Source organism: Sphingobium baderi, from assembly GCF_001456115.1.
GTDB classification, from domain to species: Bacteria; Pseudomonadota; Alphaproteobacteria; order Sphingomonadales; family Sphingomonadaceae; genus Sphingobium; species Sphingobium baderi_A.
Window position 1 is genome coordinate 3,021,320 of the sequence record NZ_CP013264.1, and the last position, 23,343, is coordinate 3,044,662.

At 63.4% G+C, this 23,343-nt stretch carries 21 protein-coding genes and 1 pseudogene; 13 read left to right on the plus strand and 9 right to left on the minus strand.

What is annotated here, in order from left to right:
- Nucleotides 1-131: 131 nt before the first annotated feature.
- The 5 genes from ATN00_RS14795 to ATN00_RS14815 all read right to left on the minus strand — a co-directional run bounded on the left by ATN00_RS14795 (nt 132) and on the right by ATN00_RS14815 (nt 7,627).
- A complete protein-coding gene (locus ATN00_RS14795; RefSeq protein ID WP_013846843.1) occupies nt 132-923 on the minus strand; it encodes a helix-turn-helix transcriptional regulator in 792 nt (263 codons plus the stop codon).
- A 294-nt stretch (nt 924-1,217) separates the two neighbouring features.
- Nucleotides 1,218-2,342 carry an ABC transporter permease gene (locus tag ATN00_RS14800; protein ID WP_030090407.1) on the minus strand — a complete coding sequence of 375 codons (1,125 nt, stop codon included), beginning with the start codon at nt 2,340-2,342 and terminating at the stop codon, nt 1,218-1,220.
- Between the two features lies 1 nt (nt 2,343).
- Nucleotides 2,344-5,094: a ribosome-associated ATPase/putative transporter RbbA gene (gene rbbA / locus ATN00_RS14805; RefSeq protein ID WP_030538167.1), complete on the minus strand. Its 2,751-nt coding sequence runs from the start codon at nt 5,092-5,094 to the stop codon at nt 2,344-2,346.
- Nucleotides 5,091-6,164 (minus strand): HlyD family secretion protein, encoded by a 1,074-nt coding sequence (locus ATN00_RS14810; protein ID WP_021246282.1) that lies wholly within the window; start codon nt 6,162-6,164, stop codon nt 5,091-5,093. The genes rbbA and ATN00_RS14810 overlap by 4 nt, the downstream gene beginning before the upstream one ends.
- Nucleotides 6,164-7,627, minus strand: a complete 1,464-nt coding sequence (locus tag ATN00_RS14815) for an efflux transporter outer membrane subunit (RefSeq protein WP_231746291.1) — start codon at nt 7,625-7,627, stop codon at nt 6,164-6,166. Before ATN00_RS14815 ends, ATN00_RS14810 begins: the two co-directional genes overlap by 1 nt.
- Nucleotides 7,628-7,667: 40 nt before the next feature.
- Between ATN00_RS14815 and ATN00_RS14820 the strand changes: the two genes are divergently transcribed.
- Nucleotides 7,668-8,492 (plus strand): TetR/AcrR family transcriptional regulator, encoded by an 825-nt coding sequence (locus tag ATN00_RS14820; RefSeq protein ID WP_231746292.1) that lies wholly within the window; start codon nt 7,668-7,670, stop codon nt 8,490-8,492.
- Here ATN00_RS14820 and lptB read toward each other — a convergent pair.
- Complete coding sequence (gene lptB, locus ATN00_RS14825; protein WP_047169120.1) at nt 8,482-9,231, minus strand: LPS export ABC transporter ATP-binding protein; 750 nt, start codon at nt 9,229-9,231, stop codon at nt 8,482-8,484. The genes ATN00_RS14820 and lptB overlap by 11 nt on opposite strands.
- A 515-nt stretch (nt 9,232-9,746) precedes the next feature.
- Between lptB and ATN00_RS14830 the strand changes: the two genes are divergently transcribed.
- The 7 genes from ATN00_RS14830 to ATN00_RS14860 all read left to right on the plus strand — a co-directional run bounded on the left by ATN00_RS14830 (nt 9,747) and on the right by ATN00_RS14860 (nt 17,176).
- Nucleotides 9,747-11,501 carry a PHA/PHB synthase family protein gene (locus ATN00_RS14830; RefSeq protein WP_030090402.1) on the plus strand — a complete coding sequence of 585 codons (1,755 nt, stop codon included), beginning with the start codon at nt 9,747-9,749 and terminating at the stop codon, nt 11,499-11,501.
- A gap of 3 nt (nt 11,502-11,504) precedes the next feature.
- Nucleotides 11,505-12,926, plus strand: a complete 1,422-nt coding sequence (locus tag ATN00_RS14835; RefSeq protein ID WP_030090401.1) for a bifunctional enoyl-CoA hydratase/phosphate acetyltransferase — start codon at nt 11,505-11,507, stop codon at nt 12,924-12,926.
- Nucleotides 12,923-14,116, plus strand: coding sequence for an acetate/propionate family kinase (locus ATN00_RS14840; RefSeq protein ID WP_030090400.1), 1,194 nt, complete (start codon nt 12,923-12,925; stop codon nt 14,114-14,116). The genes ATN00_RS14835 and ATN00_RS14840 overlap by 4 nt, the downstream gene beginning before the upstream one ends.
- Nucleotides 14,113-15,336, plus strand: a complete 1,224-nt coding sequence (locus ATN00_RS14845) for a phospholipase A (protein WP_030090399.1) — start codon at nt 14,113-14,115, stop codon at nt 15,334-15,336. Before ATN00_RS14840 ends, ATN00_RS14845 begins: the two co-directional genes overlap by 4 nt.
- A 140-nt stretch (nt 15,337-15,476) precedes the next feature.
- The gene (locus ATN00_RS14850; RefSeq protein WP_021246274.1) at nt 15,477-16,049 is read left to right on the plus strand and encodes an HdeD family acid-resistance protein; all 573 of its coding nucleotides are present in this window, start codon (nt 15,477-15,479) and stop codon (nt 16,047-16,049) included.
- A gap of 50 nt (nt 16,050-16,099) precedes the next feature.
- On the plus strand, nt 16,100-16,510 hold the full coding sequence (locus ATN00_RS14855; RefSeq protein ID WP_021246273.1) for a DUF2147 domain-containing protein: 411 nt from the start codon (nt 16,100-16,102) through the stop codon (nt 16,508-16,510).
- A gap of 81 nt (nt 16,511-16,591) precedes the next feature.
- Entirely contained in the window at nt 16,592-17,176 is a 585-nt protein-coding gene (locus ATN00_RS14860) for a hypothetical protein (RefSeq protein WP_021246272.1), read from the plus strand.
- An 84-nt stretch (nt 17,177-17,260) separates the two neighbouring features.
- Here the strand turns inward: ATN00_RS14860 and ATN00_RS14865 are convergent, their stop codons facing one another.
- Together ATN00_RS14865 and ATN00_RS14870 are read right to left on the minus strand one after the other, a co-directional pair.
- The gene (locus tag ATN00_RS14865; RefSeq protein WP_051743722.1) at nt 17,261-18,763 is read right to left on the minus strand and encodes a phospholipase D family protein; all 1,503 of its coding nucleotides are present in this window, start codon (nt 18,761-18,763) and stop codon (nt 17,261-17,263) included.
- A gap of 44 nt (nt 18,764-18,807) precedes the next feature.
- A complete protein-coding gene (locus ATN00_RS14870; RefSeq protein ID WP_021690797.1) occupies nt 18,808-19,665 on the minus strand; it encodes a universal stress protein in 858 nt (285 codons plus the stop codon).
- Between ATN00_RS14870 and ATN00_RS23725 the strand changes: the two genes are divergently transcribed.
- From ATN00_RS23725 to ATN00_RS14885, 3 genes are all read left to right on the plus strand, one after another.
- Nucleotides 19,552-19,794 carry a hypothetical protein gene (locus tag ATN00_RS23725; protein ID WP_162180676.1) on the plus strand — a complete coding sequence of 81 codons (243 nt, stop codon included), beginning with the start codon at nt 19,552-19,554 and terminating at the stop codon, nt 19,792-19,794. The two genes, ATN00_RS14870 and ATN00_RS23725, sit on opposite strands and share 114 nt — an antisense overlap.
- Nucleotides 19,795-19,804: 10 nt before the next feature.
- Nucleotides 19,805-20,887, plus strand: coding sequence for a L,D-transpeptidase (locus ATN00_RS14880; protein WP_081856543.1), 1,083 nt, complete (start codon nt 19,805-19,807; stop codon nt 20,885-20,887).
- A 121-nt stretch (nt 20,888-21,008) separates the two neighbouring features.
- The gene (locus tag ATN00_RS14885; RefSeq protein WP_051749579.1) at nt 21,009-21,659 is read left to right on the plus strand and encodes a hypothetical protein; all 651 of its coding nucleotides are present in this window, start codon (nt 21,009-21,011) and stop codon (nt 21,657-21,659) included.
- Nucleotides 21,660-21,687: 28 nt separating this feature from the next.
- Here the strand turns inward: ATN00_RS14885 and ATN00_RS24390 are convergent.
- A pseudogene (locus tag ATN00_RS24390) lies at nt 21,688-21,873 on the minus strand (DUF7079 family protein); the annotation flags it as partial.
- A 280-nt stretch (nt 21,874-22,153) separates the two neighbouring features.
- On the opposite strand from ATN00_RS24390, the gene ATN00_RS14895 reads away from it, so the two are divergent.
- Nucleotides 22,154-22,405 carry a hypothetical protein gene (locus ATN00_RS14895; RefSeq protein ID WP_021246267.1) on the plus strand — a complete coding sequence of 84 codons (252 nt, stop codon included), beginning with the start codon at nt 22,154-22,156 and terminating at the stop codon, nt 22,403-22,405.
- Between the two features lie 193 nt (nt 22,406-22,598).
- Nucleotides 22,599-23,300 carry a VIT1/CCC1 transporter family protein gene (locus ATN00_RS14900; RefSeq protein ID WP_030538172.1) on the plus strand — a complete coding sequence of 234 codons (702 nt, stop codon included), beginning with the start codon at nt 22,599-22,601 and terminating at the stop codon, nt 23,298-23,300.
- Nucleotides 23,301-23,343: the final 43 nt, after the last annotated feature.

The window sequence follows — 23,343 nt, forward strand, 5'->3', positions numbered from 1 at the left end:
CCTTGCTTGGCATTATCAGAGCTCGGCAAACTGGATCGTGCGACCGTAGGTCAATACACTTATCCGCCCTAGGCATGGCGGTTCGCGGGCCAATTGACGGGATGCGCAACACGGCGACACCGACAGGACTGTCAAGGACTGCGCCGTTTCGCCCTGTGGCGCGGGCGGCGGGGTCCAGCCTCAATGATCCCTTGGTCGTTTCGAAGGATCTGCGCGTCGATGAGCGCCCTGGCGACAAGCTCTGAGCGCTTGTAGACGCCGTAACGCTGCTTTGCGTGGGAGACGAAATAGCGCACCGAGGTCTCGCTCAGACCGAGTATCTGGCTGATCTCCCAATCGCTCTTGCCGACGGCGACCAATGCCGTGCATTGAGCTTCGCGGCGCGTGAGCCTGGGTACGTCATGTCCGCGCGAGGCATGATGTAGTCTGAGGCCCGCCTTGAACCCGAAGGCAGCGACGATGTGGAGCGTCGTCAGTAGCGATGGCGAAGCCATGATCGGCTCCGCGCGTGCGAAAGTGCAAGACGCATGGGATTCGCTCGGTATGTGGAGCGGCACGGTGACACCGTGGACGAGACCATGCAGCCGCGCTTCTTCGAACAGGGCTGATTGTGTGCCTGTGAGATCGACATAACCGGGAATCTCGTCCCAGCTGAACGGGCGGTCCAGCAACTGGCTCACCTCATAGACTGGATCGATGACGTACGCGTGGCTCTCGGTGTAGAAACGCACGAACTCCGCCGGATAGTTGGTAATAACCAGCGCCCGTTCGACCAAGCGTGGGAGGCCGCCATGTTGGATCATCGCGACATAGGGGAAGCCCATTTTCGTGGCGGCATCAGCTAAGGCGGCGAGCAGCGCTTCCATTGAAGAAGCGACATTGAAGCGTGAGAGTGTCTCACGCAGTCTGGCATTGACATACATGGCATCCTCCTTGGGTTGTGTTGGCCGTGCACCGGCAAACGTGCCAGAAGAAGCCGTTGTGATACCTATGGGAGATAGGGGGCATTCACAGCCGTCAGCCAGCGCTATGGCTGACGCGTGAGGCTGCTAGGGCAATCGTGGATTCGCTGTTTCGAAAACCTGGCTCAGGATCCGTGACACCGCCGCCGGTATTATTCTCCTGCGAAACCTGCGCGGAACCGTTCGGCAATCGTTAGTCTGAAGCATCGTTACGATGCCCCACGCAATTTGGTGTTCTGACATTCGACTGCCTCCTCACGCCATCGTGCCGATGGTTCGCCGGAACCTCGCCAACGCAATGGCGAAGAAGATCGCGCCGATAGCAATGATAGCCAGGAACTGGGGCCAGACCACGTCAAAGCCCGCGCCCCGGTAAAGGATGGCCTGCGCCATCTTCACGAAATGGGTGGTGGGCGCGGCCAACATGACCGTCTGGACGAACTCAGGCATGCTTTCGCGCGGCGTCGAACCGCCGGACAACATCTGCAACGGCAGCAGCACCAGCATCAGCAACAAGCCGAACTGCGGCATGGAGCGCGCGATCGTCCCCATGAAGATGCCGATGGAGGTCGTGGCGAACAGGTGCAGCCCCGCTCCGGCGAGGAACAGCGCGATCGACCCTTCGACGGGAACGGACAGTACCCCTTCCACCATCGCGAAAAGCGCGAAAGCGCAGGCGACCAGGACAACGAGCCCCATGGCCCAGACCTTGCTGGCCATGATCTCGAATGGCGTCACCGGCATCACCAGCAAATGTTCGATCGTGCCGTGCTCGCGCTCGCGGATCAGGGCCGCGCCCGTCAGCACGATCGACAGCATGGTGACGCTGTTGATGATTTCCATGACCGCGCCGAACCAGCTTTGCGCCAGCGTAGGATTGAACCGCACGCGCAGCGCCAGCTCGACCGGGACCGGCGTGCTCGCACGCGTGCCTTTCATGAATTCGGCAACTTCGCCCTGCACGATCTGCTGGATGTAGCCGCCGCCCGTGAAAGCCTGGCTCATCCGCGTAGCGTCAACGTTGAGCTGCAAGCCGGGTTGGCGTCCCGCAAGTACGTCTCGCTGAAAATCGGGCGGGATGTCGAGAGCGAACGTATAGCGCCCGGCATCCAGCCCCTTGTCCACTTCGTTCAGTCCCACGATCGAAGGGGGCGTGAAGTGCGGCGGATAAAAGGCGCCGGTTATCCGGCTGGAAAGCTGCGACTGGTCTTCATCGACGATCGCGATAGGCGCCTTGTGCAGCGTTTCCGGCATGGCGGTTGCCGCGACGTAGATCCCCACCGAGAACGAATAGAGGATCAGGAACAGCATCATCGGATCGCGCCACAGGCTGCGCAGTTCCTTGATGCCGAGCCGGTAGATGTTGGCCGCGTGGCGCATATCAGCTCTCCTGCTTGCGCAGCAACGCGACACACAGCGCCAGGATGACGGGAAACGTCGCGAACAGCACGAGAAGGTCGGGCCAGAGGTCGGCGAACCCCAGCCCCTTGGAAAAGACGCCGCGGCAGATGGTGACGAACCAGGTCGCGGGATATATCGATCCGATCACCGCGCCCGCCCCCTCGAGCGAGGACACCGGGTTGATCAGGCCGGAAAACTGCACGGCGGGCAGGATCGTGCCGATGGCGGTGGCGAACATCGCGGCAATCTGGCTGCGCATGAAGATGGAGAACAGCAGGCCGATGGCCGTCGCCGACAGCGTATAGAAGAGAGCGCCCAGCGTCATCGCGAGGAAACTGCCCGTCAACGGCACGCCGAACATCGTGACGGCGAGGAACACCAGCAGGACATAGTTCAGCATGGCGAGCGCGACATAGGGAAGCTGCTTGCCCAGCAGGAATTCCACCTTGCTGATCGGCGTCACGTAGAAATTGACGATGGATCCCAGCTCCTTTTCCCGCACCACGCTCAAAGCCGTCAGCATCGCCGGGAACAAGAGCAGCATCATCGGAATCACGGCCGGCGCGATGGCCACAAGGCTTTTCACGTCCGGATTGTAACGATAGCGCAGCTCGATATTGACGAGACCCATCGATGGCCGCGCACCTGTTTCCTGCACGGCCATTTCACTGAGCCAGTGGGCATGCAGGGCCTGGACATAGCCTTGCACGGTCTCAGCCCGCTGCGGCATGGCGCCATCGACCCATACACCGATCTGCACCGGCACGCCCCGGCGCAGGTCGCGCGCGAAATTGGGCGGAATCTCCAGGGCCACGCTCAGTTCGCCCGAGCGCATCCGCCGGTCCAACTGGCTATAGTCGGTGATCGGCGGCCGTTCGATGAAATAGCGCGATCCGGCCAGGTTGAGGACGTAGTTCTCGCTGGTGGTCGTGCCGTCGCGGTCCAGCACGGCGAACGGCAAGTCCTCCACGTCCATGCTGATGCCATAGCCCATGATGAACATCAGGATGACGCTGCCGAGCAGAGCCAGAGTGGCGCGGATGGGATCACGGCGCAATTCCAGCCCTTCGCGCCGGGCATAGCTCATCATCCGGCGCCGCATGAACCATGGGGAGCGGGCCGGTGCAGCCGAAATGTCCTGATCGGCCGCGGCAGGCGCGCCCGCAGGAACCGGATCGTCCCTCTTTTCTGTCGGCGTCTCGCCGCTCGCATCCTGAAGATAGGCGATGAACGCTTCTTCCAGGTCCGCCGCGCCGCGGTTCTCGACAATGGCGGCGGGAGTGTCGCTGACCAGCACCTTGCCCGCATGCATCAGCGATATGCGGTCGCACCGCTCCGCTTCGTTCATGAAGTGCGTGGAAATGAAGATCGTCACCTTGTCGCGCCGGGACAGGTCGATCATCATCTGCCAGAACTGGTCCCGCGCGATCGGATCGACGCCGGACGTCGGTTCATCGAGGATCAGCATTTCCGGCTTGTGGATCATGGCGACGGCTAGGCTGAGCCGCTGGCGCTGGCCCAGCGGCAAGGCGCCGGGCAACGCATCCATGATGCCATCCAGGCCGAACCGCTGCGCCATTTCCCTCACGCGGGCCGGCACGTCTTCGGCGGGAACATGGAAGAGCTGGGCATGCAGCTCGAGGTTCTGCCGGACCGTCAGTTCCGAGTAGAGCGAGAAGGCCTGGCTCATATAGCCGACGCGCCGGCGCGTCGCCATGTCGTCATTCTCGACCTCGCGGCCGAACAGCCAGGCCTGGCCTTCGCTGGCTTTCAGCAGGCCGGTCAGCATCTTCATGGTGGTTGACTTGCCGCAGCCGTTGGAGCCGAGGAATCCAAAGATCTCGCCGCGCTCGATGCGAAAATCGACATGATCGACTGCCGTGAAATCGCCGAAACGCATGGTGAGCCCCTGCGCCTCGATGGCGATCTCGGCCTCGCCGCCGTCGCTGCGCGGCGGAATTTCCACCGGCTTGTGCCCGCGGCGGCGCTCCTCGGGAAGCATCGAGATAAACGCCTGTTCCAGCGACTGTTCGCCGGTGCGTGCATAGAAGTCGGCTGCGGTGCCGGTGGCCAGCACCTTTCCCGCGTCCATCGCGATCAGCCAGTCGAAGCGTTCGGCCTCTTCCATATAGGCCGTGGCGACCAGCACGCTCATGTGCGGGCGGTTCGCGCGGATGCGGTCGATCAGATCCCAGAATTGCGCGCGCGACATGGGATCGACGCCGGTTGTCGGCTCATCCAGCAGCAGGAAATCGGGATCGTGGATGAGCGCGCAGCACAAGCCGAGCTTCTGCTTCATGCCGCCCGAAAGCTTGCCCGCCGGGCGCTTGCGGAACGGCGCGAGGCCCGTGCTTTCGGTGAGGTCGGCAATGCGGCGCTCGCGTTCGGCCGCGTCCTGCCCGAACAACCGCCCGAAGAATTCGAGATTTTCGTCGATGGAGAGCGTAGGATAGAGGTTCTTGCCCAGCCCCTGCGGCATATAGGCGATGCGCGGACACACGGCGTTGCGGTGGCGGGCCTCGGCCATGTCGCCGCCCAGCACCTCGACCCGGCCCTCCTGGATGGCTCGCGCGCCCGCGATCAGGGAAAACAGGCTGGACTTGCCGACGCCGTCCGGGCCGATCATCGCCACCATGCGCCCGGCGGGGATTTCAAGATTCACATCATCGAGCGCCAGCACCTTGCCGTAATGCAGGCTCACGCCCGAAACGCGGGCGACAGCTTCCGTCATTGCGGCACGTTGACGGTCAGTTTCGCGGGCCATTCGGATTTCGGATCGATCCGCACATAGGCCATGCCCGGAAGGCCGGTCTTGACCTGGGTGATATAGCGATCGAGCAACTTGCGATCGATCTGCGCCTTCACGCGGAACATCAGTTTCTGGCGCTCGCTTTGCGTCTCCACCGTCTTGGGCGTGAACTGGGCCACATCGGCAACGAAGCTGACTTTCGCAGGGATCGCACGATCCGGAAGCGCATCGAGCACGATGCGTACATCGCTGCCCAGCGCCACCTTGCCCGCGACCGTTTCCGGCAGGAAGAAGGTCATGTAGACGTCGCCCAGATTGACCAGGTTGAGCACGCGCCCGCCGCCACCCACGACTTCGCCCGGCTGGGCGACGCGATATTGCACGCGGCCGGCCGTCGGCGCCTTGAGGTCGCTGTCGCGGATATCGGCCTCGATCCGCTGGATGGTGGCGCGCACGGCATCGACCTGCGAACGCGCGCCGATCACCTGGTTGCGCGCCGTCGTGATCGCCGCGTCGACGGCCGCGAGTTGGGCGCGAGCGGCCTCCACTGCCGCCGCCGCGCCTTCGACGCGGGCCTGATCGTCATCCCGTTCCTGCACGGCGGTCGCACCTTCTCGCGCCAGCGTTTCCGATCGCGCCAGCCGCTTGCGCGCCGCGTTCAGCTCCGCCTCACGCTGGCGGACGCCGGCGAGAGCCGCCGCCCGGTTGCTCTGCTGCTGCGCGACCTGGCTGGTCGCGATCTGGATGCCGTTCAGCGCCTGCGCCAGTTGCGCTTCGGCTTCGGCCCTCTGGGCACTCAGCACGTCCGTATCCATATGGGCGACGACTTGCCCCGCCTGCACGAACGCGCCTTCGTCGACCAGGATTTCGCGGATGCGGCCGGGCGATTTGGCGGAAACGTCGATTTCAACCGCTTCGATCCGGCCGTTACCGCCGACGATGCCTTCGGGCAAATCGCCGGGCTTGAGCACCTGCCAAAGGAGCAGAGCTACAACGACGAGCGCCGCCGCGATGCCGCCCCTGATGAGCCATGTCTTCCGGGACGCCGTCATCACCTGTGTTCTCCGCCTTGATCGTTGCTGTCGTGGACGACTTCGGCGGGACCCCCGCCAAGCGCCGCGTAGAGGGCTATGCCGCTCGCCAGATGAGCGCGGCGCAACTGGATCAGCGCCTGTTCGGTGTCGAAAAGGTCGCGTTGCGCGTCCAGCACTTCCAGATAGGCCGAACGCCCGTTGTCGAACCGCAACCCGGCCAGCCGAGCCCGTTCGCGCAAGGCGTCCAGCGAGCTGCGCGCGGTGTCGATCCGCAACGCCAGTTGCCGGCGCCGGACCAGCGCGTCGGAAACATCACGAAACGCGCCCTGCACGGTCTTTTCATAGCTGGCCACGGCTTCGACCTGCCGCGCTTTCGCCAGATCGAGGTTGCCGGAAAGGCGGCCCGCATTGAACAGCGGCAGGGCGATCGTCGGGGTGAAGCTCCACGCGCGGCTCCCGTCGCCGAACAGCCCGTCGAGATCGGAACTCGCCGTGCCGAAGGCACCCGTCAGGCTGATATTGGGAAAGAACGCCGCCCGCGCCGCGCCGATATCGGCGTTGGCCGCCCGCAATTGATATTCCGCCGCCACGATATCAGGCCGGTTGACCAGAAGGTCGGAGGGCAAGCCCGGCGGAAGGGCGATATCCGGTCCGGTTTCGGCAAGACCGAGGGGCCCAGGCACGATCTCCACGGGCCGCCCGACCAGCAGCGCCAGCGCGTTGCGGTTCACGTCGCGGTCCTGCTCAAGCGCTTGCAGCGCATCCTGCGCCTGCGCCAGCAGCAACTGCGCCTGGGTCATTTCCAGTTTGGAACCTGAACCAACTTCATAGCGGCGACGCATGATCCGCAGCGAGTCCTCGCGCGTGACGATCGTCCGCCGGGCAAGCGCGAGGCGTTCCTCATATTCGCGCTCCAGCAGATAGCCATTGGCGACCTGCGCGATCAGGCCGGTGGCAACGGCGCGCTTCGCCTCTTCCGTCGCCAGATAACGATTGCGCGCGGCGTCGTTCAGGTTGCGCAGACGGCCCCAGAAATCGATTTCCCAGCTCGCGCTCACCTGCGCGGTGACCTGCTTGATGTCATAGCTCTGCGTGCCTGCGCCCGGCAGGCTGATGATGGAACGACCCCGCGTGCCGGTGCCGACGGCGTTGAGTTCGGGATAGAGCGCCGATCCCTCGATACGCCAGGCCGCGCGCGCCTGATCGACGCGGGCCGCGGCGATACGGATATCGCGGTTGTTCTCCAGCGCGGCCGCGATCAGCGCACGCAGATGCTCTTCCCGGAAGAAATCATGCCAACCGATCCGCGCGATGGACGCGCCCAGCGCGGCTGGCGCGGGATAGTCCTGCGGCACCGGCTGGGCCGGCCGGACATTGGGCGGCGCGAAGGAACAGCCGGACAGGAAAGATGGCACGATCATCGCCGCCATGACGGCCCGGAACCCGCATAAACGGCCAGTAATATGAGCGCGGCGAGCCATCTAGTCCGGTTCCATTCTGGTTCAAACAGGCGGTACGCCTATGGGCAAGCACCTCTCCGGACTATTAGTATCTACACTTAGTGGTTTTGATATTGCCCGGTATCACTTGCCGATCAAGCGCGAAAGCTGGAATGAAGCAGCGATGGGCCGCGAGCGATTCATGAAAGATGACGGCGCCGCATCGGGAACCGGCTCGCGTCTGCCTGCCCGCGATCCCAGGGGAGGAAGGCCGCCACAGGAGGTCGCAGCCCGGCTTGGACATCATATCCTCGAGACGGCGCTTGCCCAATTCATCGCCGGCGGCGTCGAGGGTACGAGTATGGAAGCTATCGCCGCCGCCGCACAGACATCGAAGCGAACGCTCTATTCCCGCTTCGGCTCAAAGCTCGCCCTGCTCGTCGCCGCCATGGAACACGGCCTTGCCCGCTATCTCGATCCGATCGCGGCATCGGTCCCTCGAGGAAGCACCCGCAAAAAAATCGCCTATATCGCTCGCAGGATGCTCGACCTGTCGCTTCAAGGCGATGTCGTGGGCATCGAAGCGCTCATCATCTGGCTGGCAAACCACAATCCGGGCATGATGCGGGCACAGCCCGCGATCGGCACCCAGTTCGGCATCGATCTGATGCAGACGATCCTTGCCGAGGCGAGCGAACCGAACAGCGAGGAAGCAGGCGATCTTCCGTTCCTCGCTGCTTTTCTCTTCGACGCGCTGGTCACCGTGCCGCGCCAGCGCATCCTGCAGCGCCATGATCTGCACAACACCACCCGGACAAAGGCTGCCTATATCGAGCGAGCGCTCGACCTCATGGCAAAGGCCATTCCGTTCCTGAACGAAGGGCGCGGTAACCGCCTCACATCCTGAAGCCCTCGCCAAGATAGCGATGCCGGACTTCGGGGTTGTCGAGTACCGCTTCTGGGCCGCCCTCGAACAGCATCCTGCCCTGATCGATGATATAGGCCCGCTCGACCAGTTCGAGCATCTCATGCACATTGTGGTCGGTCAGAAGGATCGCCACGCCTTCTCGCTTGAGCTTTCGCACCATCGCCTTGACGTCGGCGATCGACATGGGATCGATGCCCGCGAACGGTTCATCGAGCAGGATGACCGAGGGCGCTGCCGCCATGGCCCTGGCGATCTCGCAGCGCCTGCGTTCCCCGCCGGACAACCGCTGTGCGGGAACGTCGCGAATGTGGGCGATATTGAACTCGGCAAGAAGTTCATCGAGCCGCGCGGCAGCTACATCGCGATCGGCGATATGCAGTTCGAGCACGGCCGCGATATTCTCCGCAGCCGTCATGCCGCGGAAGATCGATCCTTCCTGGGGAAGATAGCCGAGGCCCAGCTTCGCTCTTCGATCCATGGGAAGCGCGGTGACATCCTGACCGCCAATCTCGATCCTGCCGGCATCCACGCTCATCAGGCCGGCAATCGCATAGAAGCAGAGCGTCTTGCCGGCCCCGTTTGGCCCCAGAAGCCCCACGATTTCGCCTGCCCGCACTTCGAGCGCGACATCGTCAAGCACCTTCCGCTTGCCAAAGGACTTCTCGATCCCGGCGATCGAAAGAACCGTCGGCGCGCGCTCGACTGCGACCGGTCCGATTGACGCGGGCGCAAGCGGCTCGCTCTCCGAACGCGCGGCCGGCGATACGAGTTGGGCATCATGCCCGAGATTTCCGCCAAGGTCCCTCAAAAGCCGGGTCAGTACGCGTCTCCATCCCGGCCGGCCAGCACCAGCGCAACCGCTGCCATCATGGCGATCTCGCGGATCATCCATTCTCCTTCAATTTCCCGCAAAATTGCCCGGGATGACGACCGCCGTACACTGTATCTCCAGGCAATGCATCGCCATCGTGAACTATACCTAGTGGCTTTACGCTCAATGATTGAGGCTCCTTTTTCTCCAGCAGGCCATGGCCGAATATCCCCGCGCCCGCGGTTGCGACTGGCCGTCAGACAGCCGTCCGGTCGCAACCAAGCTCCGTGCGGCTTGCATTCTATCTTACCTATGCAGTACCGTTCGGCATAAGAAGAACCGGGAGGGGCGGCCCAAACATCTGCTGTGGAATCCTGTCGGAGAGACGAGGCACCTTCCAGCGGAACTCGGAGTATATAGTCATGGCCACGTCCCCTCCGCCTTCCGACGATCCGCTGGACGGAATCAGCGAAACGCTCGACCGCACGGCATCGGCGGCCATCGCGCAGACGACTTTCGGCCTTTCGCCGGCCACGCTCCTGCTTGCCATGGCCGATTGGGGGATTCATCTCGCCACGTCGCCGGGCAAACAAATGCAGCTTGGCGCCAAGGCCATCCGCAAGCATGCCCGGCTTTTCGACTATCTGCAGCGCCGCATGGAAGACAGCGAGGCCGAACCGGCCATCGAACCATTGCCGCAGGACCGGCGCTTCGCCGATCCCGCCTGGAAAGAATTACCTTTCAATCTCGTCGCTCAGGCCTTCCTGCTCAACCAGCAATGGTGGCACGCCGCGACGACAGGCATTGGCGGTGTCTCGAAACATCATGAAGACATGGTGGAATTCGCCGCACGGCAGATGCTGGACATGCTCGCGCCGACCAACTTTCTCGCCACCAATCCCGTTCTCCAACACAAGATCGCGGAAACAGGTGGCCAATGCCTGGTCGACGGCTTCCGGCACCTGGTCGAGGACATGCAGCACATGGCGCGCGGCCTGCCGCCGGTCGGCGCCGAAGCCTTTCGCGTGGGCGAAAACGTCGCCACTGCCAAAGGCAAGGTCGTCTACCGCAACAAGCTGATCGAACTGATCCAGTATGAACCGACCACGGACACCGTGCGGCCCGAGCCAATCCTGATCGTGCCCGCGTGGATCATGAAATACTATATTCTCGACCTGTCGCCCGAGAACTCGCTGGTCCGCTGGCTGACGGCGCAAGGCTTCACCGTGTTCATGATTTCGTGGCACAATCCCGGCAGTGCCGACCGTGACCTCGACATGGACGCCTACCGGCACCTCGGACCGATGGCGGCGCTCGATGCGGTGACGGCGATCACCGGCGCGACGGGCATCCATGCCATGGGCTATTGCCTTGGCGGCACGCTGCTTTCCATCGCGGCCGCGGCCATGGCGCGCGACGGAGATGACAGGCTCGCCAGCGTCACACTGCTGGCCGCACAGACGGAATTCAGCGAGCCGGGGGAATTGGGCCTGTTTATCGACGAAGGCCAGCTCAACCTGCTGGAGAACATGATGTGGAGCCGGGGCTATCTGGACAGCAGCCAGATGGGCGGCGCCTTCCAGGTCTTGCGTTCCAACGACCTGGTCTGGTCGCGTGTGCTCGCCACCTACCTGATGGGCGAGCGCGAACCGATGAACGACCTCATGGCCTGGAACGCCGACGGCACACGGATGCCCTATGCCATGCACAGCCAGTATCTGCGCCGCCTGTTCCTCGACGACGACCTGGCCGAAGGAAAATACCGGGTGGATGGGCGAACCATCAACCTTGCCTCCATCCGCAAACCGCTGTTCGTGGTCGGAACCGAGCGCGATCATGTCGCGCCGTGGCATTCCGTCCACAAGATCCACCTGCTGACCGGGGCCGAGATCACTTTCGTCCTGACCAGCGGCGGGCACAATGCCGGCATCGTTTCGGAACCGGGCCACAAGGGCCGCCGCTACCGCGTGTTGACCCGCGAGGTCGACGGCACCTCCTACGATCCCGAAGAATGGGCAAGCCGCGCCGAGCAAAAGCAAGGCTCATGGTGGACGGCGTGGGGAGAATGGCTGGCCGCGCGTTCGGGAGAACCTGGTGCGCCGCCGCCCATGGGCGCAGCGGACAAGGGCTATGCGGCGATCGCCGATGCTCCCGGCCATTATGTGCTGGAGCATTGAGCAATGACTGACGGAACCATGATCGAGAACCGCACCTTCGACGAGATAAAAGTGGGCGATACCGCCAGTATCTCGCGCACGCTGACCGAAGAGGACATCCAGCTTTTCGCGCTCGTGTCCGGCGACGTGAACCCGGCGCATATGGACGCCGACTATGCCGCGACCGACATGTTCCGCCGCGTCATCGCGCACGGACTATGGGGCGGCGGTCTCATCTCCGCCGTGCTGGGCACCGAACTGCCCGGCCCCGGCGCGATCTATCTCAGCCAGTCGCTGCAGTTCACGCGGCCGGTAGGCCTTGGCGACACGATCACGGCGTCGGTGACGGTGGCGGAAAAACGCGCGCACCATGATATCCTGTTCGATTGCCGCTGCGTCAACCAGGACGGCGAGGAAGTCATCAGCGGCCAGGCCGAAGTCAAGGCGCCGGCCGAGAAGGTCCGCCGCCCCCGTGCGGCGCTGCCGGAGGTCAGCCTGCGCGACCATGACGGCTACCGCAAGCTGATCGAGATGACCGCCAATGGCGTGCCGGAACCGACGGCGGTGGCTCATCCCTGCAGCGCGGCCGCCATGCTGGCCGCGATTGAAGCCGCCGAAGCCAATCTCATCATGCCGATCCTGGTCGGGCCGGAAGCGAAGATCCGCAAGGCGGCCGAAGACGCCGGCAAGGACATTTCGCCTTTCCGCATCGTATCCGCCGCCCATAGCCACGAAGCGGCGGCAAAGGCCGTGGACCTGGTGCGCGGCGGCGAAGCGAAGCTGTTGATGAAAGGCTCGCTCCATACCGACGAACTGATGGGCGCCATCGTGCGCTCCGCCACGGGCCTGCGGACCGAACGGCGGATCAGCCATGCCTATATCATGGACGTGCCGGGCCATCCGACGCCGCTCATCATCACGGATGCCGCGATCAACATCGCCCCGACGCTCGATGAAAAGGCGGACATCATCCGCAACGCCATCGACCTTGCCCATGTCATCGGCATCGAGAAGCCGAAAGTGGCGATCCTTTCCGCCGTGGAGACGGTCAATCCCGCGATGCAATCCACGCTGGACGCTGCCGCCCTGTGCAAGATGGCGGATCGCGGGCAGATCACGGGCGGCATTCTGGACGGGCCCCTGGCTTTCGACAACGCGATCAGCGAAGCCGCCGCCAAGGAGAAAGGCATCGTCTCGCTGGTGGCGGGCAAGGCCGAAATCCTCGTCGTGCCCAACCTGGAAGCGGGCAATATGCTGGCCAAGCAGTTGACGTTCCTGGGCGGCGCGGACGCGGCGGGCATCGTGATGGGCGCGCGCGTGCCGATCATCCTCACCAGCCGGGCCGACAGCCTGCGCACCCGCCTCGCCTCCTGCGCGGTCGCGGTGCTGATGGCGCGCGCCGCCACCAAGGCCGCGCCCGGCCTGCCGGGAGCGGCGAGCGCATGAAAGCCGTCGTCGCCATCAACTCCGGTTCGTCCAGCATCAAGTTCTCGCTGTTCACGCTCGATGGCCGGGACGGGCTGACGCTCTCGGCAGGCGGCAAGATCGAGAAGATCGGCATCGCGCCCAGCCTGCGGGCCCGCTCCGCGACGGGGGAAACGCTCATCGAGCGGGACTGGCCGGACGGCGCCGCGCTCAGCCATGCCGACCTGCTTATGGACCTCTTCGCCTGGGCAGGAGACCATCCGCTGGAAGGGCGGGACGTGATCGCCATCGGCCATCGCGTGGTGCATGGCGGCCTGGACTTCGTCACGCCCCGCCTGGTCGATGCCGACCTGCTGGACAGGCTGGAAACGCTGTGCCCCCTCGCCCCGCTGCATCAGCCGCACAACCTCGCGGCGATCCGCGCGATCGCGAAGCTGAAACCCGACCTGCCGCAGGTCGCCTGCTTCGATACGGCCTTCCACCACGACAAGCCGGACGTCGCCTCGCGCCTGGCCATCCCGCGCAAGTTCCACGATCAGGGCATCCGCCGCTACGGCTTTCACGGCCTGTCCTATGAATATGTCGCAATGCGTCTCGCGGAGATCGACCCGGCGCTGGCCGCGGGCCGCGTGGTCGCGGCGCACCTGGGCAACGGGGCCAGCCTCTGCGCCATGCGGGACTGCAGGAGCGTCGATACGACCATGGGCTTCACTGCGCTCGACGGCCTGGTGATGGGCACGCGCTGCGGCACTATCGATCCCGGCGTGATCCTGCACTTTCAGCTCCGCATGGGCATGAGCGCGGCCGATGTGGAGGACATGCTTTACCGGCAGTCCGGCCTGCTCGGCGTGTCCGGCCTGTCGAGCGACATGCGGGCGCTCGCGGCCAGCGATGCGCCGGAAGCGGAAGAAGCCATGGCGCTGTTCGCCTGGCGCGCCGCGCGCGAGACGGCCGCGCTCGCCTCGTCGATGGGCGGGCTGGACGGCATCGTCTTCACCGCCGGGATCGGAGAGAACGACGCCGCGATGCGCCAGCGTATCTGCGCACGCCTCGCATGGCTGGGCGTGGAACTCGACGAACAGGCGAACGCTGCCGGCGCCCCGCTTGTCAGCACGCCCGGCAGCCATGTCGCGGTGCGCGTCATTCCCACCGACGAGGAACGGATGATCGCGCTCCACACCTTGCACGTGCTGGGGGAGAATCCATCATGAGGCGCGCGATAAGCCTTGCCACCATCGCGCTTGCCGTCCCTGCCGCGGCTCATGCCGCATCGCCCGTCGAAATCCTGATCAGCGATGCCGGGCAGGAGGACGAAACCGGCGCTGTCCTAGTCGATCTGCGCCTGCTCAATGACAGCGGCGATCCGCAGGGCATGGCCCTTCCGGACCGCATCGAAGCGCAGGTGGAGCAGAGCGGCGTCTCTCGCACCGCCTGGCTGGAGCGCATGGCGACGACGCCTCCAAACCCGATCATTCCACCTGGCGGTTTCACGCGCGCGACCTACCGGCTTGCGCGGAGGACCAATCTGTCGCTGGAAGGCGCCGCGATCTCCGTTCCCGCATGGGGCACGCGGCAGATCACGCTGGCATTGCGGCCCGCGGACCGAGGGGCGCAAATAGCCACGAACACCTCCGCGCAATCCGGGCCTCCCAACGCGCCGGGGTTGGAAAACAAGGCTGTGCCGCCTCCCTCGGACCGGTCGGCGGGCAACGCCTTTTTCGCCAACCTGTCGGCCTATGAACCGATCTATGCTGTCTATGGTCCGGGCACCGACAGCGCCGCACGCATCCAGATCAGCTTCAAATATCAGATTTTCGGAACGAGACGCGCCCAGGGCTTGCCACTTTCCTGGCGCGACGGACTGCATTTTGCCTATACCCAGCGCATGTTCTGGGATCTTGGCGCGGATTCCTCGCCGTTTCGTAACATCGACTATCAGCCGGAACTCTTCTACCTGACCCCTTCAGCTACGTTGACACGCGGCATCTCGCTGAGCGCACAGGGCGGCTTTCGCCATGAATCCAACGGTCGCTCCGGTCTCGATTCCCGCAGCCTCAACACGCTCTATGTGGCGCCGATGGCCGCCTTCCCGCTCGGCGGCGGCTATCGCCTGTCGGTAGCTCCGCGCTTCTCCCTCCTTGTCGGCGACAAATCCGACAATCCCGATATCCGCCGCTACAGAGGCAATAGCTCGCTCTTCCTGGAAGTCGGGAAAGATGACGGCCTACGCCTTACGACATCCACGCGGTTCAGCGTCTCCAGCGGCAAAGGCGCACTCGCCGCCGATTTTTCCTATCCGCTCTCGCGGCTATTGGGCGGGGGACCCGACTTCTATCTCTTCGGCCAGAGCTTCATCGGCTATGGCGAGAATCTGCTCGACTATGATCGCCATACGACCCGTTTTCGTCTGGGCGTGGCACTGGTGCGTTGAAACCCGCCTTCATGCACATCACGCACTTGAGCGACGCCTCCTGCGACATCAGCGCTTCCTGCTCGACTTGAGGTTGCACTCTGGCAATAGTCGACACGCTCACAGCAAAAGTTCCGAGTCACCAAGAAGGAGCCCTTCACATGCCGTCACAATCGAGGCGCTATTCCAGCCCCTATGGTATGGCCGACCCGGCATTGGAGACCAGTTGGGGCTGGGTCCTGGCTTATGGGCTGCTCGTGATCCTGATCGGCGTTTTTGCGCTCCTCAACCCAATCGCGACGGGCTTCGCGACAGGTGTTTTCCTTGCCGTGGCGCTCCTCATATACGGAATACTGGCTATCGCGGCCGGGTTGTCCTCGCTCTCCCGGCGCGCACGCTGGATCGAGATCCTCCTCGGCGTGCTGAGCCTCGTCGCGGCCGCCATCACTTTCTTCAATCCCTTCGCCGGGGCCTTGACGCTCGTCGCGCTGATCGGCGCCTGGTTGCTCATCATCGGCGTTTTCGAAATCGTCGGCGCATTCCAGTCTGCGCATGACCGGGGCTGGCGCCTGCTACTCGGCGTTCTCGACACTGTTCTGGGCGGTCTCCTCCTGTTCAGCGATCCCGCGACCGGACTTGCCTTCCTGGCATTGGCGGTCGGCCTGAGCTTCCTGCTGCGAGGAACCTTCCTCATCATCCTCGCCATGGGTCTGCGCCGCATCGGTAAGCTATAGACTTAGTGCGGCAAGGGTGCCCTGCCCCGAACAACAAAGGAAACGCCAGGATGATCGGAGGATACAAACCGCTTTCGGTCTTGCTCATCCTGGCGGCAACGGTCGGAAATGCTCCGGCATCGAGCATTTCCGGGACTATCTGGCGCAACCCTGCAAACAGTGTGCATATCCGCGCGCAACCGTGCGACGACAGGATGTGCGGTGTCGTCGTCTGGGCTAACGACAAGGCGAAAGCCGATGCGCGCAAGGGCAGCCCGGATCCTCTGGTGGGCGCACAGCTGTTTCGTGATTTCGAGCAGGAGCAGCCCGGCGTGTGGCGCGGCCGCGTTTTCGTGCCCGATATCGGCCGGACCTTCACCGGGCGCGTCACGGTACTCGACAGCAACAGGCTCGAGGCGAACGGCTGCCTCGTCGGGCGCATCGGGTGCCGGTCGCAGATCTGGACGCGCGTCGAGAAGTAGACGCATGGATTGACAGGCTGAAAGACACCTCTCCCATCCGGCTCGCTGACCCTGCGCAAATGCGATAACGCCGAAGGCGAAATGACCGCGTGCCTGATTCTCTTCCTGATCGTCCTTGGTATCAACCTGTTGCCCGCGTTCGGTCCCCCGACATGGTCGATCATCGTTCTCTATGGCCTGACGACCGATCTGCCTGTCGCCTTGATCGTGTTCATTGGCGCGCTCGCGGCCGCTCTTGGACGTTTGCTGCTTGCCTGGGGCTTTCGATTTCTCAAGGACTATTTGCCCGCGAAACAAAAGCGCAACCTCGAAGCAGCGAAAAAAGTCGTCGAGGACCGACCGAAAAGCGCGATTTTCGGGCTCGCGTTGTTCGCGCTCTCTCCGCTTCCCTCGGCGCAACTGTTCGAAGCGGCCGGCCTTGCGGGTATCAGGCTGGGGAAGTTCACAGCAGCGTTTTTCGTCGGGCGTCTCGTCTCCTATTCGATCTATGCCGCGACAGCAGGCGTGATCCGCAAATCGAGCCTGGGTGACGTCTTTACCGAGCGCCTCACCAGTCCGTGGGGCATCGCGATGCAGATCGGCATGATCATCCTGCTTGCTGCGCTCGCCCAGATCGACTGGAGCAGATTTCTGCGCTCCGACAACGATCCGCGCTCAAGCGCATGATCTCAAGGAAACAGGTCCCCGTCGCAGACGGTCCATTCGTCGGCAACACGCAAAATTGAAGACGGCGCCGAAAGCCTGCTTGGGTCAAAGCTGCGATTCCAGCGGCAGAAGGCCAATGGCCTGTGCGGTTAGTCTGCGCCAGAACGAGGCTTCCGGTTCCCGGTCGTATCGGACGGGCACGCCGTTCCGGCTCCCGGCCCATGCCACGTCGCCATCCGACGTCAGACAGACCTCATAGCTGCGGGAGGGCGCGGTATCGCGCTGCCAGATGGCAGCCATCTTCCGGGCCAGGGCCTCGGACTCGAAGAGGACGCCCATTTCCGTGTTGAGGGAAGCCGAACGAGGATCCAGGTTCATCGAGCCGATGAACCCCATATGCCCGTCGGCAGTGAAAGCCTTGGTGTGCAGGCTTGCCCGGCTCGATCCTCGCAGGGAAAAGTCCCGCTCCTGATGCTCGGGGCGCAATTCCCAGAGCTTGATCCCTGCCTCGAGCAGCGGAACACGGTAGCGCGCATAACCGCCATGGACCGCGGCGACATCGGTTGCCGCAAGAGAATTGGTCAGGACCGAGACCGAAACCCCCTTTGCCGCAATCGCGGCGAGCGCCGCCGTGCCTTCCTCGCCGGGGATGAAATAGGGCGAAGTGATTTCAAGCCTTTCCCGCGCCGCATCGAAGACCGGCAGCAGGTCGTGCATCAGCCAGTTCTTGCCCTCCTTGCCCAGCACCTTGCGCGGCGGATCGGCGATCACGCGGGCGGCGCGAGTCCAGTCGGGCCGCGTGGTCTCGGGATCGAGAAGCGAGAGCCGTTTGGCGATGCGCTCCAGATAGGGGCGCGCGGCAGCCTCATTGGCAGCGTTGCTCAATTCGGCGGCGATCCGCGTCAGCGCCGCGCCAGGATCTTTCAAGGGCGAAAGCCTATCGACCGGCAACGCCAGGCCGCTGTTCCAGTAATCGTCGAAGATCTTCTCCGTCTGGGCGACGGCTGGCCCCATCACCAGCACGTCCATGTCGCGGAAATTGGTTTGCGTCGCGGCATCGAAATAGGCGTCGCCGATATTGCGCCCGCCAAGGATGGCAACGCGGCCATCAGCGATCCAGGCCTTGTTGTGCATGCGCCGGGTCACGCTGAAGGCGCGCAGCATCATTTCGATGCCGCGCCGCAAGCCGCCCTGCCGCGCCCGGGTCGGGTTGAAGATACGGATCTCGATATGCGGATGATGCGCCATGGCGATCATCGCATCAGATGTATGGCTGGTGCCGATGTCGTCGATCAGGATCCGCACCCTGACGCCGCGATCGGCCGCGGACAGGGCCTCGGCCAGAAGAAGGCGGCCGGTCAGATCGTCGTGCCAGATGTAATACATCAGATCGAGCGAGCGCTCGACCTTGCGCGCCGACAATCCACGTGCCGCGAAGGCGTCGAGATTCTCGTCCAGCAAAAGCAGGCCGCTCTCACCGGGGTGCGCATCCGTCGTGGCGCCGATACGCTGATCGAGCGGCGTCCGGCCGCGTTCGATCGACAGTGCGTAGGAAGGCTCCCCCTGCGCGCGACTGGCGAACAGGCCGTAGACCCAAGTCGCGAGCATCGACGCCGCGACGAAGCCCAGGCAGGCAAGGATGACGATCCGGATCAGACGGCAGCATCCGCCTGCGGCTGCTGGCGCACGAGCAGGACATCGCAATCGAGACGGCTGAGCAGCGCCCGCGCCGTGCTGCCGAGCACCGCCACCGTCAGGGCCGATCGACCGTGCGTTCCGATCACGGCCAGGTCGGTTTCGCTCAGCTTCACATGATTGCGGACAACCTCGCAAACCTCGCCATAGTCGACATTGATATCCAGCCTGTCGCGTGCGTCGGCGGGCAGATCGGTCCTGTCCAGAAAGGCATCCAGATCATAGGCTATCCTGGCCTGCAGCGCAGCTGCCGGCCCTTCCCGGCCCCGAAGTGCCTCCAGCGGCACGTGATAGGCGTGAACGAGAGTGATCTCGGCAGCGGGGAATGCGGCCATGGCCGTGCGAAGCGCCTGGGCCGAGCAGCCGGAGAAATCGGTTGCGACCAAGACCCGGCGATAGTGGTGCTGGGTCTTTTCCTTCACGATAAGCACCGGCGCATGAGCATGGCGTATCATGCGCTCCACGGTCGTGCCGATCAGGAAATCCCCGATATCGTCATGGCGCGAGATGCCGGTCACGATGAGATCCGCCCCGCATGCGGTTGACGCTTCCAGCACCGCCTGCGAGACGGCGCCGGTGGCGAGGCGTGTCTCGACCGGAATATCCGGGTCCGCCACCTCCGCCCGCAAGCGGGCATGAAGGCGACTCTCGGCGGCCTGCAGTCCGTCGAGCATGTCTGCGGGATCGGGATCCCTCTGAACGTGGAGAAGAACCAGATGTGCGCGCCACTCGCTCGCCAGCTGTATCGCGCGGTCGCGGGCTCGGTCGCAGCGACCGCTAAAATCGGTTGGAAACAGAATCGTTCGCGGGGTCATATCGACGCAACATATCAGCAGTGGTCCGCCAACCAAGGAACGTGTCGCCGTGTATTTGCAGGACGGACAGAAATGTTCTTCGGCAAGGATTCGCTGGCCGTCGCGAAGCAGACCGATATTATGGCCTGATCAGAAGAGGATGGATAAAATCACAACACCAGACATCATATTGCGAACCCCGACGCTCACTGCCGTGGCAACGGCCGGCGCATCCCACGCACCATCGACACGCTTCTCGCGCCGAACGCTTCTTGCCGGCACCATGACTGCCGCGCTCTGCCTGACCGCCGCTCCGATCCGCGCTATGGCGCTTGATCCAGGATCGATCGCGGCGAGCGTGGAAGCGTTACGGCCAGGAGAGTTCCTGTGGGCGCCCGAAGCGGCTCCCGATGGTCCGGTGGTCATCATCGTCAGCCTCGCCAGGCAGCGGGCCTATGTCTATCGCAACGGCGTCCTGATCGGCATCTCGACCGTTTCCACCGGCGCAGCCGGCCACGAAACGCCGACCGGGGTTTTCACCATCCTCCAAAAGAAAGTCGCGCACAGATCGAACCTCTACAATGACGCGCCGATGCCCTACATGCAGCGCCTCACCTGGGACGGGATTGCCATGCACGCCGGCAATCTTCCGGGCTATCCCGCCTCGCACGGATGCATCCGGTTTCCCCTGACGTTCGCCGAGCACCTCTATGATGTCACGCAGCTTGGCCTGACGGTCATCATCACGCAGGCAAGCGAGATTCCGCGCTTTGCCCCAGCTCCCCGTATCCTGCAGGATACGGCCCGGCGCTCGTCGTTCGGGAATGCCTTTTTGACGGTCTGGCAGCCAGAGAAAGCACTCACAGGGCCGATCTCCATAATCGTCAGCGCGGCGGACCAGCGCGCCGTGGTGTTGCGAAACGGCATCGAAATCGGTTCGGCGCCTGTCGCCATCCGCGGCAAGATCTCCGGCCTTCAGGCCTTCAACCTCGCCTCCATCGACGAACACGGGACGCATTGGATGTTCCTCCCTGTATTTGGCGGTGCACAGACGGGGGAAGTCTCGCGGCAGGACCGGGAGCGGCTAATCCTTCCCGAGGACTTCAGACGGGGCCTGCTGTCGGTGCTCAAACCGGGAAGCACGCTGATCGTCACGGCCGATACCCTCGAAAGCGGGAGTACAGGCACATCCCTGACCGTGCTCACGGGCGAGGATGCCCAAGCGGATACAAACGAACGATGACGTTGCGCAATCCCGACTTCGCGTCCATCGCAGCGTCTTACCGCCTGATTCCAAACAGCCCCCTGCCATAATTGCGAAGACCGGCCTAATTACGACATACTCACCAGAGGATTTGACTTCGATGTCCCGATCATTGCGCGTTCCAGTTTCCCTTGCCGCCGCCATCCTGCTGGGGCTGTCCTCGGCGGCTCCGTCACTGGCTGAAACCGCGCCCGCTGCGCCGCCTTCGGCCGACGCCACGGCAATCGCGGTACCCGACGGATTTGAGTTGGCGCCGGACGGCACAACTCTTGTCCACGTGGCCAGCGGCCTGCGCTTCCCGGAGGAATTCGAGGGCTTTACCCGCCTCAGGGAACGGGCATTCGATCCGGGCGGCGAGTATATCGCCATCGGCTACGACCGGCCACTCGGCACCGGCGACGATCGCATCGTGGTGCGGATGGCGGTGGTCCATATCGACCAGATGTCGCCACGCGACCACTATATGATCATGCGTCAGGCTACGATGTCCCATTTTGCCGCGCCGACCATCGTGTCGGAAGGACCGGCGACGATCCCAACCAATCGCCGCCTCAAGGCCTATCGCGGAACTTTCACCGGCTATCGCGACGGCAAACCATGGCGTTCCAGCCTGACGACAGTCGACTATGGCTATTGGAGCGGACGCATGACGGCCGCCTATCCCGAAAGCGAAGCTGCCGAAGCTGAGAAATATCTTGGCGTGCTGCTGGCGGAAATCCGCGCGCAGCGCCCAAAGGCGCCGAAACGGTAGACTGGGGACGATGCCCGCGCGAAACCGCTCACTTTGACGGAGCAAGCAGCGAGAGGAGGCGCCGCCAATCTTGTTCGATCATCCGCCAGCGAAAAACGGCAAGCATGTGGGTCAGCAATCGGGAAAGATAATTCCTTTCCCGTGATCGGGCTACGATTTCGTGGACCTCCCTTTCGGTCCACGGCTTCCATTGTCCAGCGACGGCGATCATGTTCGAGCGGAAGGCCGTATCACTTCATCTCGCAATATACGCTCGGTTTCCGTTATCCGAATGGGGATTGCCGCAGTTATTGAGCGACGCAGTGCAAGTTATCCTTGCCCAGTTCGGCTCCCGTTCCGCTATTTCCTGGGCTGGAAGCTGATGCGGCTTGTAAGCCCCTCTAACGCGCCTCTCACTCATACGCGACGTTCCGCAGCGATCAAAGCGGCCTGATAGGCCGCATCCTCACCCATAATCGCACGCGCTGTCGCGATTAGTTCAGGACTCGCATTACGTGGACGACCCGTATCGAACGGGGGGCTGGATCATATTCGATCGCGAGTTACGTAATTTTTGCAGTCTCTTCACCCCGAAGTTTCGCAAGAAGACGGATTCCGAAATCGATCCCCGCGGTCATGCGAAGGCCAAAGCTGTGAACATAGCCGTCATGCACGTCGAAACCATATTGGAGGCAGCCGTCGAACCGGATGATCTGGAATTGGCGCTGCCTCTCATGAGCCGCCTGCAGGAGGCCATGATCACATGAACTAGGCCGGGTCTCTCCAATCTCTATGGATTCAAGCGTGACGGCCCCTTCACCGAGTGCCGATTTCAGCGTGGTGCGACAAATGTAGACCGATTCAAGTAGGGATTGCTGAGCTATGCCGGCTACCAATCATCGTCAGGGTTTCGTCAGGAAAGACTGTTGAACTTTTTCACGGCATTTTACGAAGGACACCATGAGCCGACTAAGATCCCATCCCGAACGCCATGCGGTGTCACGCATCGGCTGGCTACGCGCGGCAGTGCTGGGAGCCAATGATGGGATCGTTTCGACCGCGAGCCTCATCGTCGGCGTCGCAGCCTCCGGCGCGGGCAAGGCCAATATCCTGGTCGCAGGGATGGCGGCGCTGGTGGCAGGCGCCATGTCGATGGCCGCCGGCGAATATGTCTCGGTCAGCTCTCAGGCGGACACGGAGAATGCCGACCTCGCCCGGGAAAGAGGTGAACTCGCCGTTCAACCGGTGCTCGAGCATCAGGAACTGGCGGACATCTATGTCAAACGCGGTCTGAATGAGGAACTGGCCCGGCAGGTAGCCGACGAACTAATGGCAAAGGATGCGCTGGCCGCGCATGCCCGCGACGAACTCGGCATTTCCGAAGTCGTGACCGCCCGCCCTATCCAGGCCGCGCTCACATCCGCCGCAACTTTCAGCACAGGCGCCCTCATGCCCCTGTTGTTGGTCGCCGTCGTTCCGCATGATAGCCTCGTCGCAATCGAGGTCGCGGCAACCCTGTTGTTTCTCGCACTGCTGGGCGCGCTTGGCGCCTGGGCCGGGGGCGCCCGCCCCATGAAATCAATCCTACGGGTCACATTCTGGGGCGCGCTGGCCCTGGCTGCGACCGCGGGCATCGGGAGGCTGTTCGGAACAGTGGTTTGAACCACGCTGCTCACATCGTCAGGATTCGGTCAGTGAACACCCG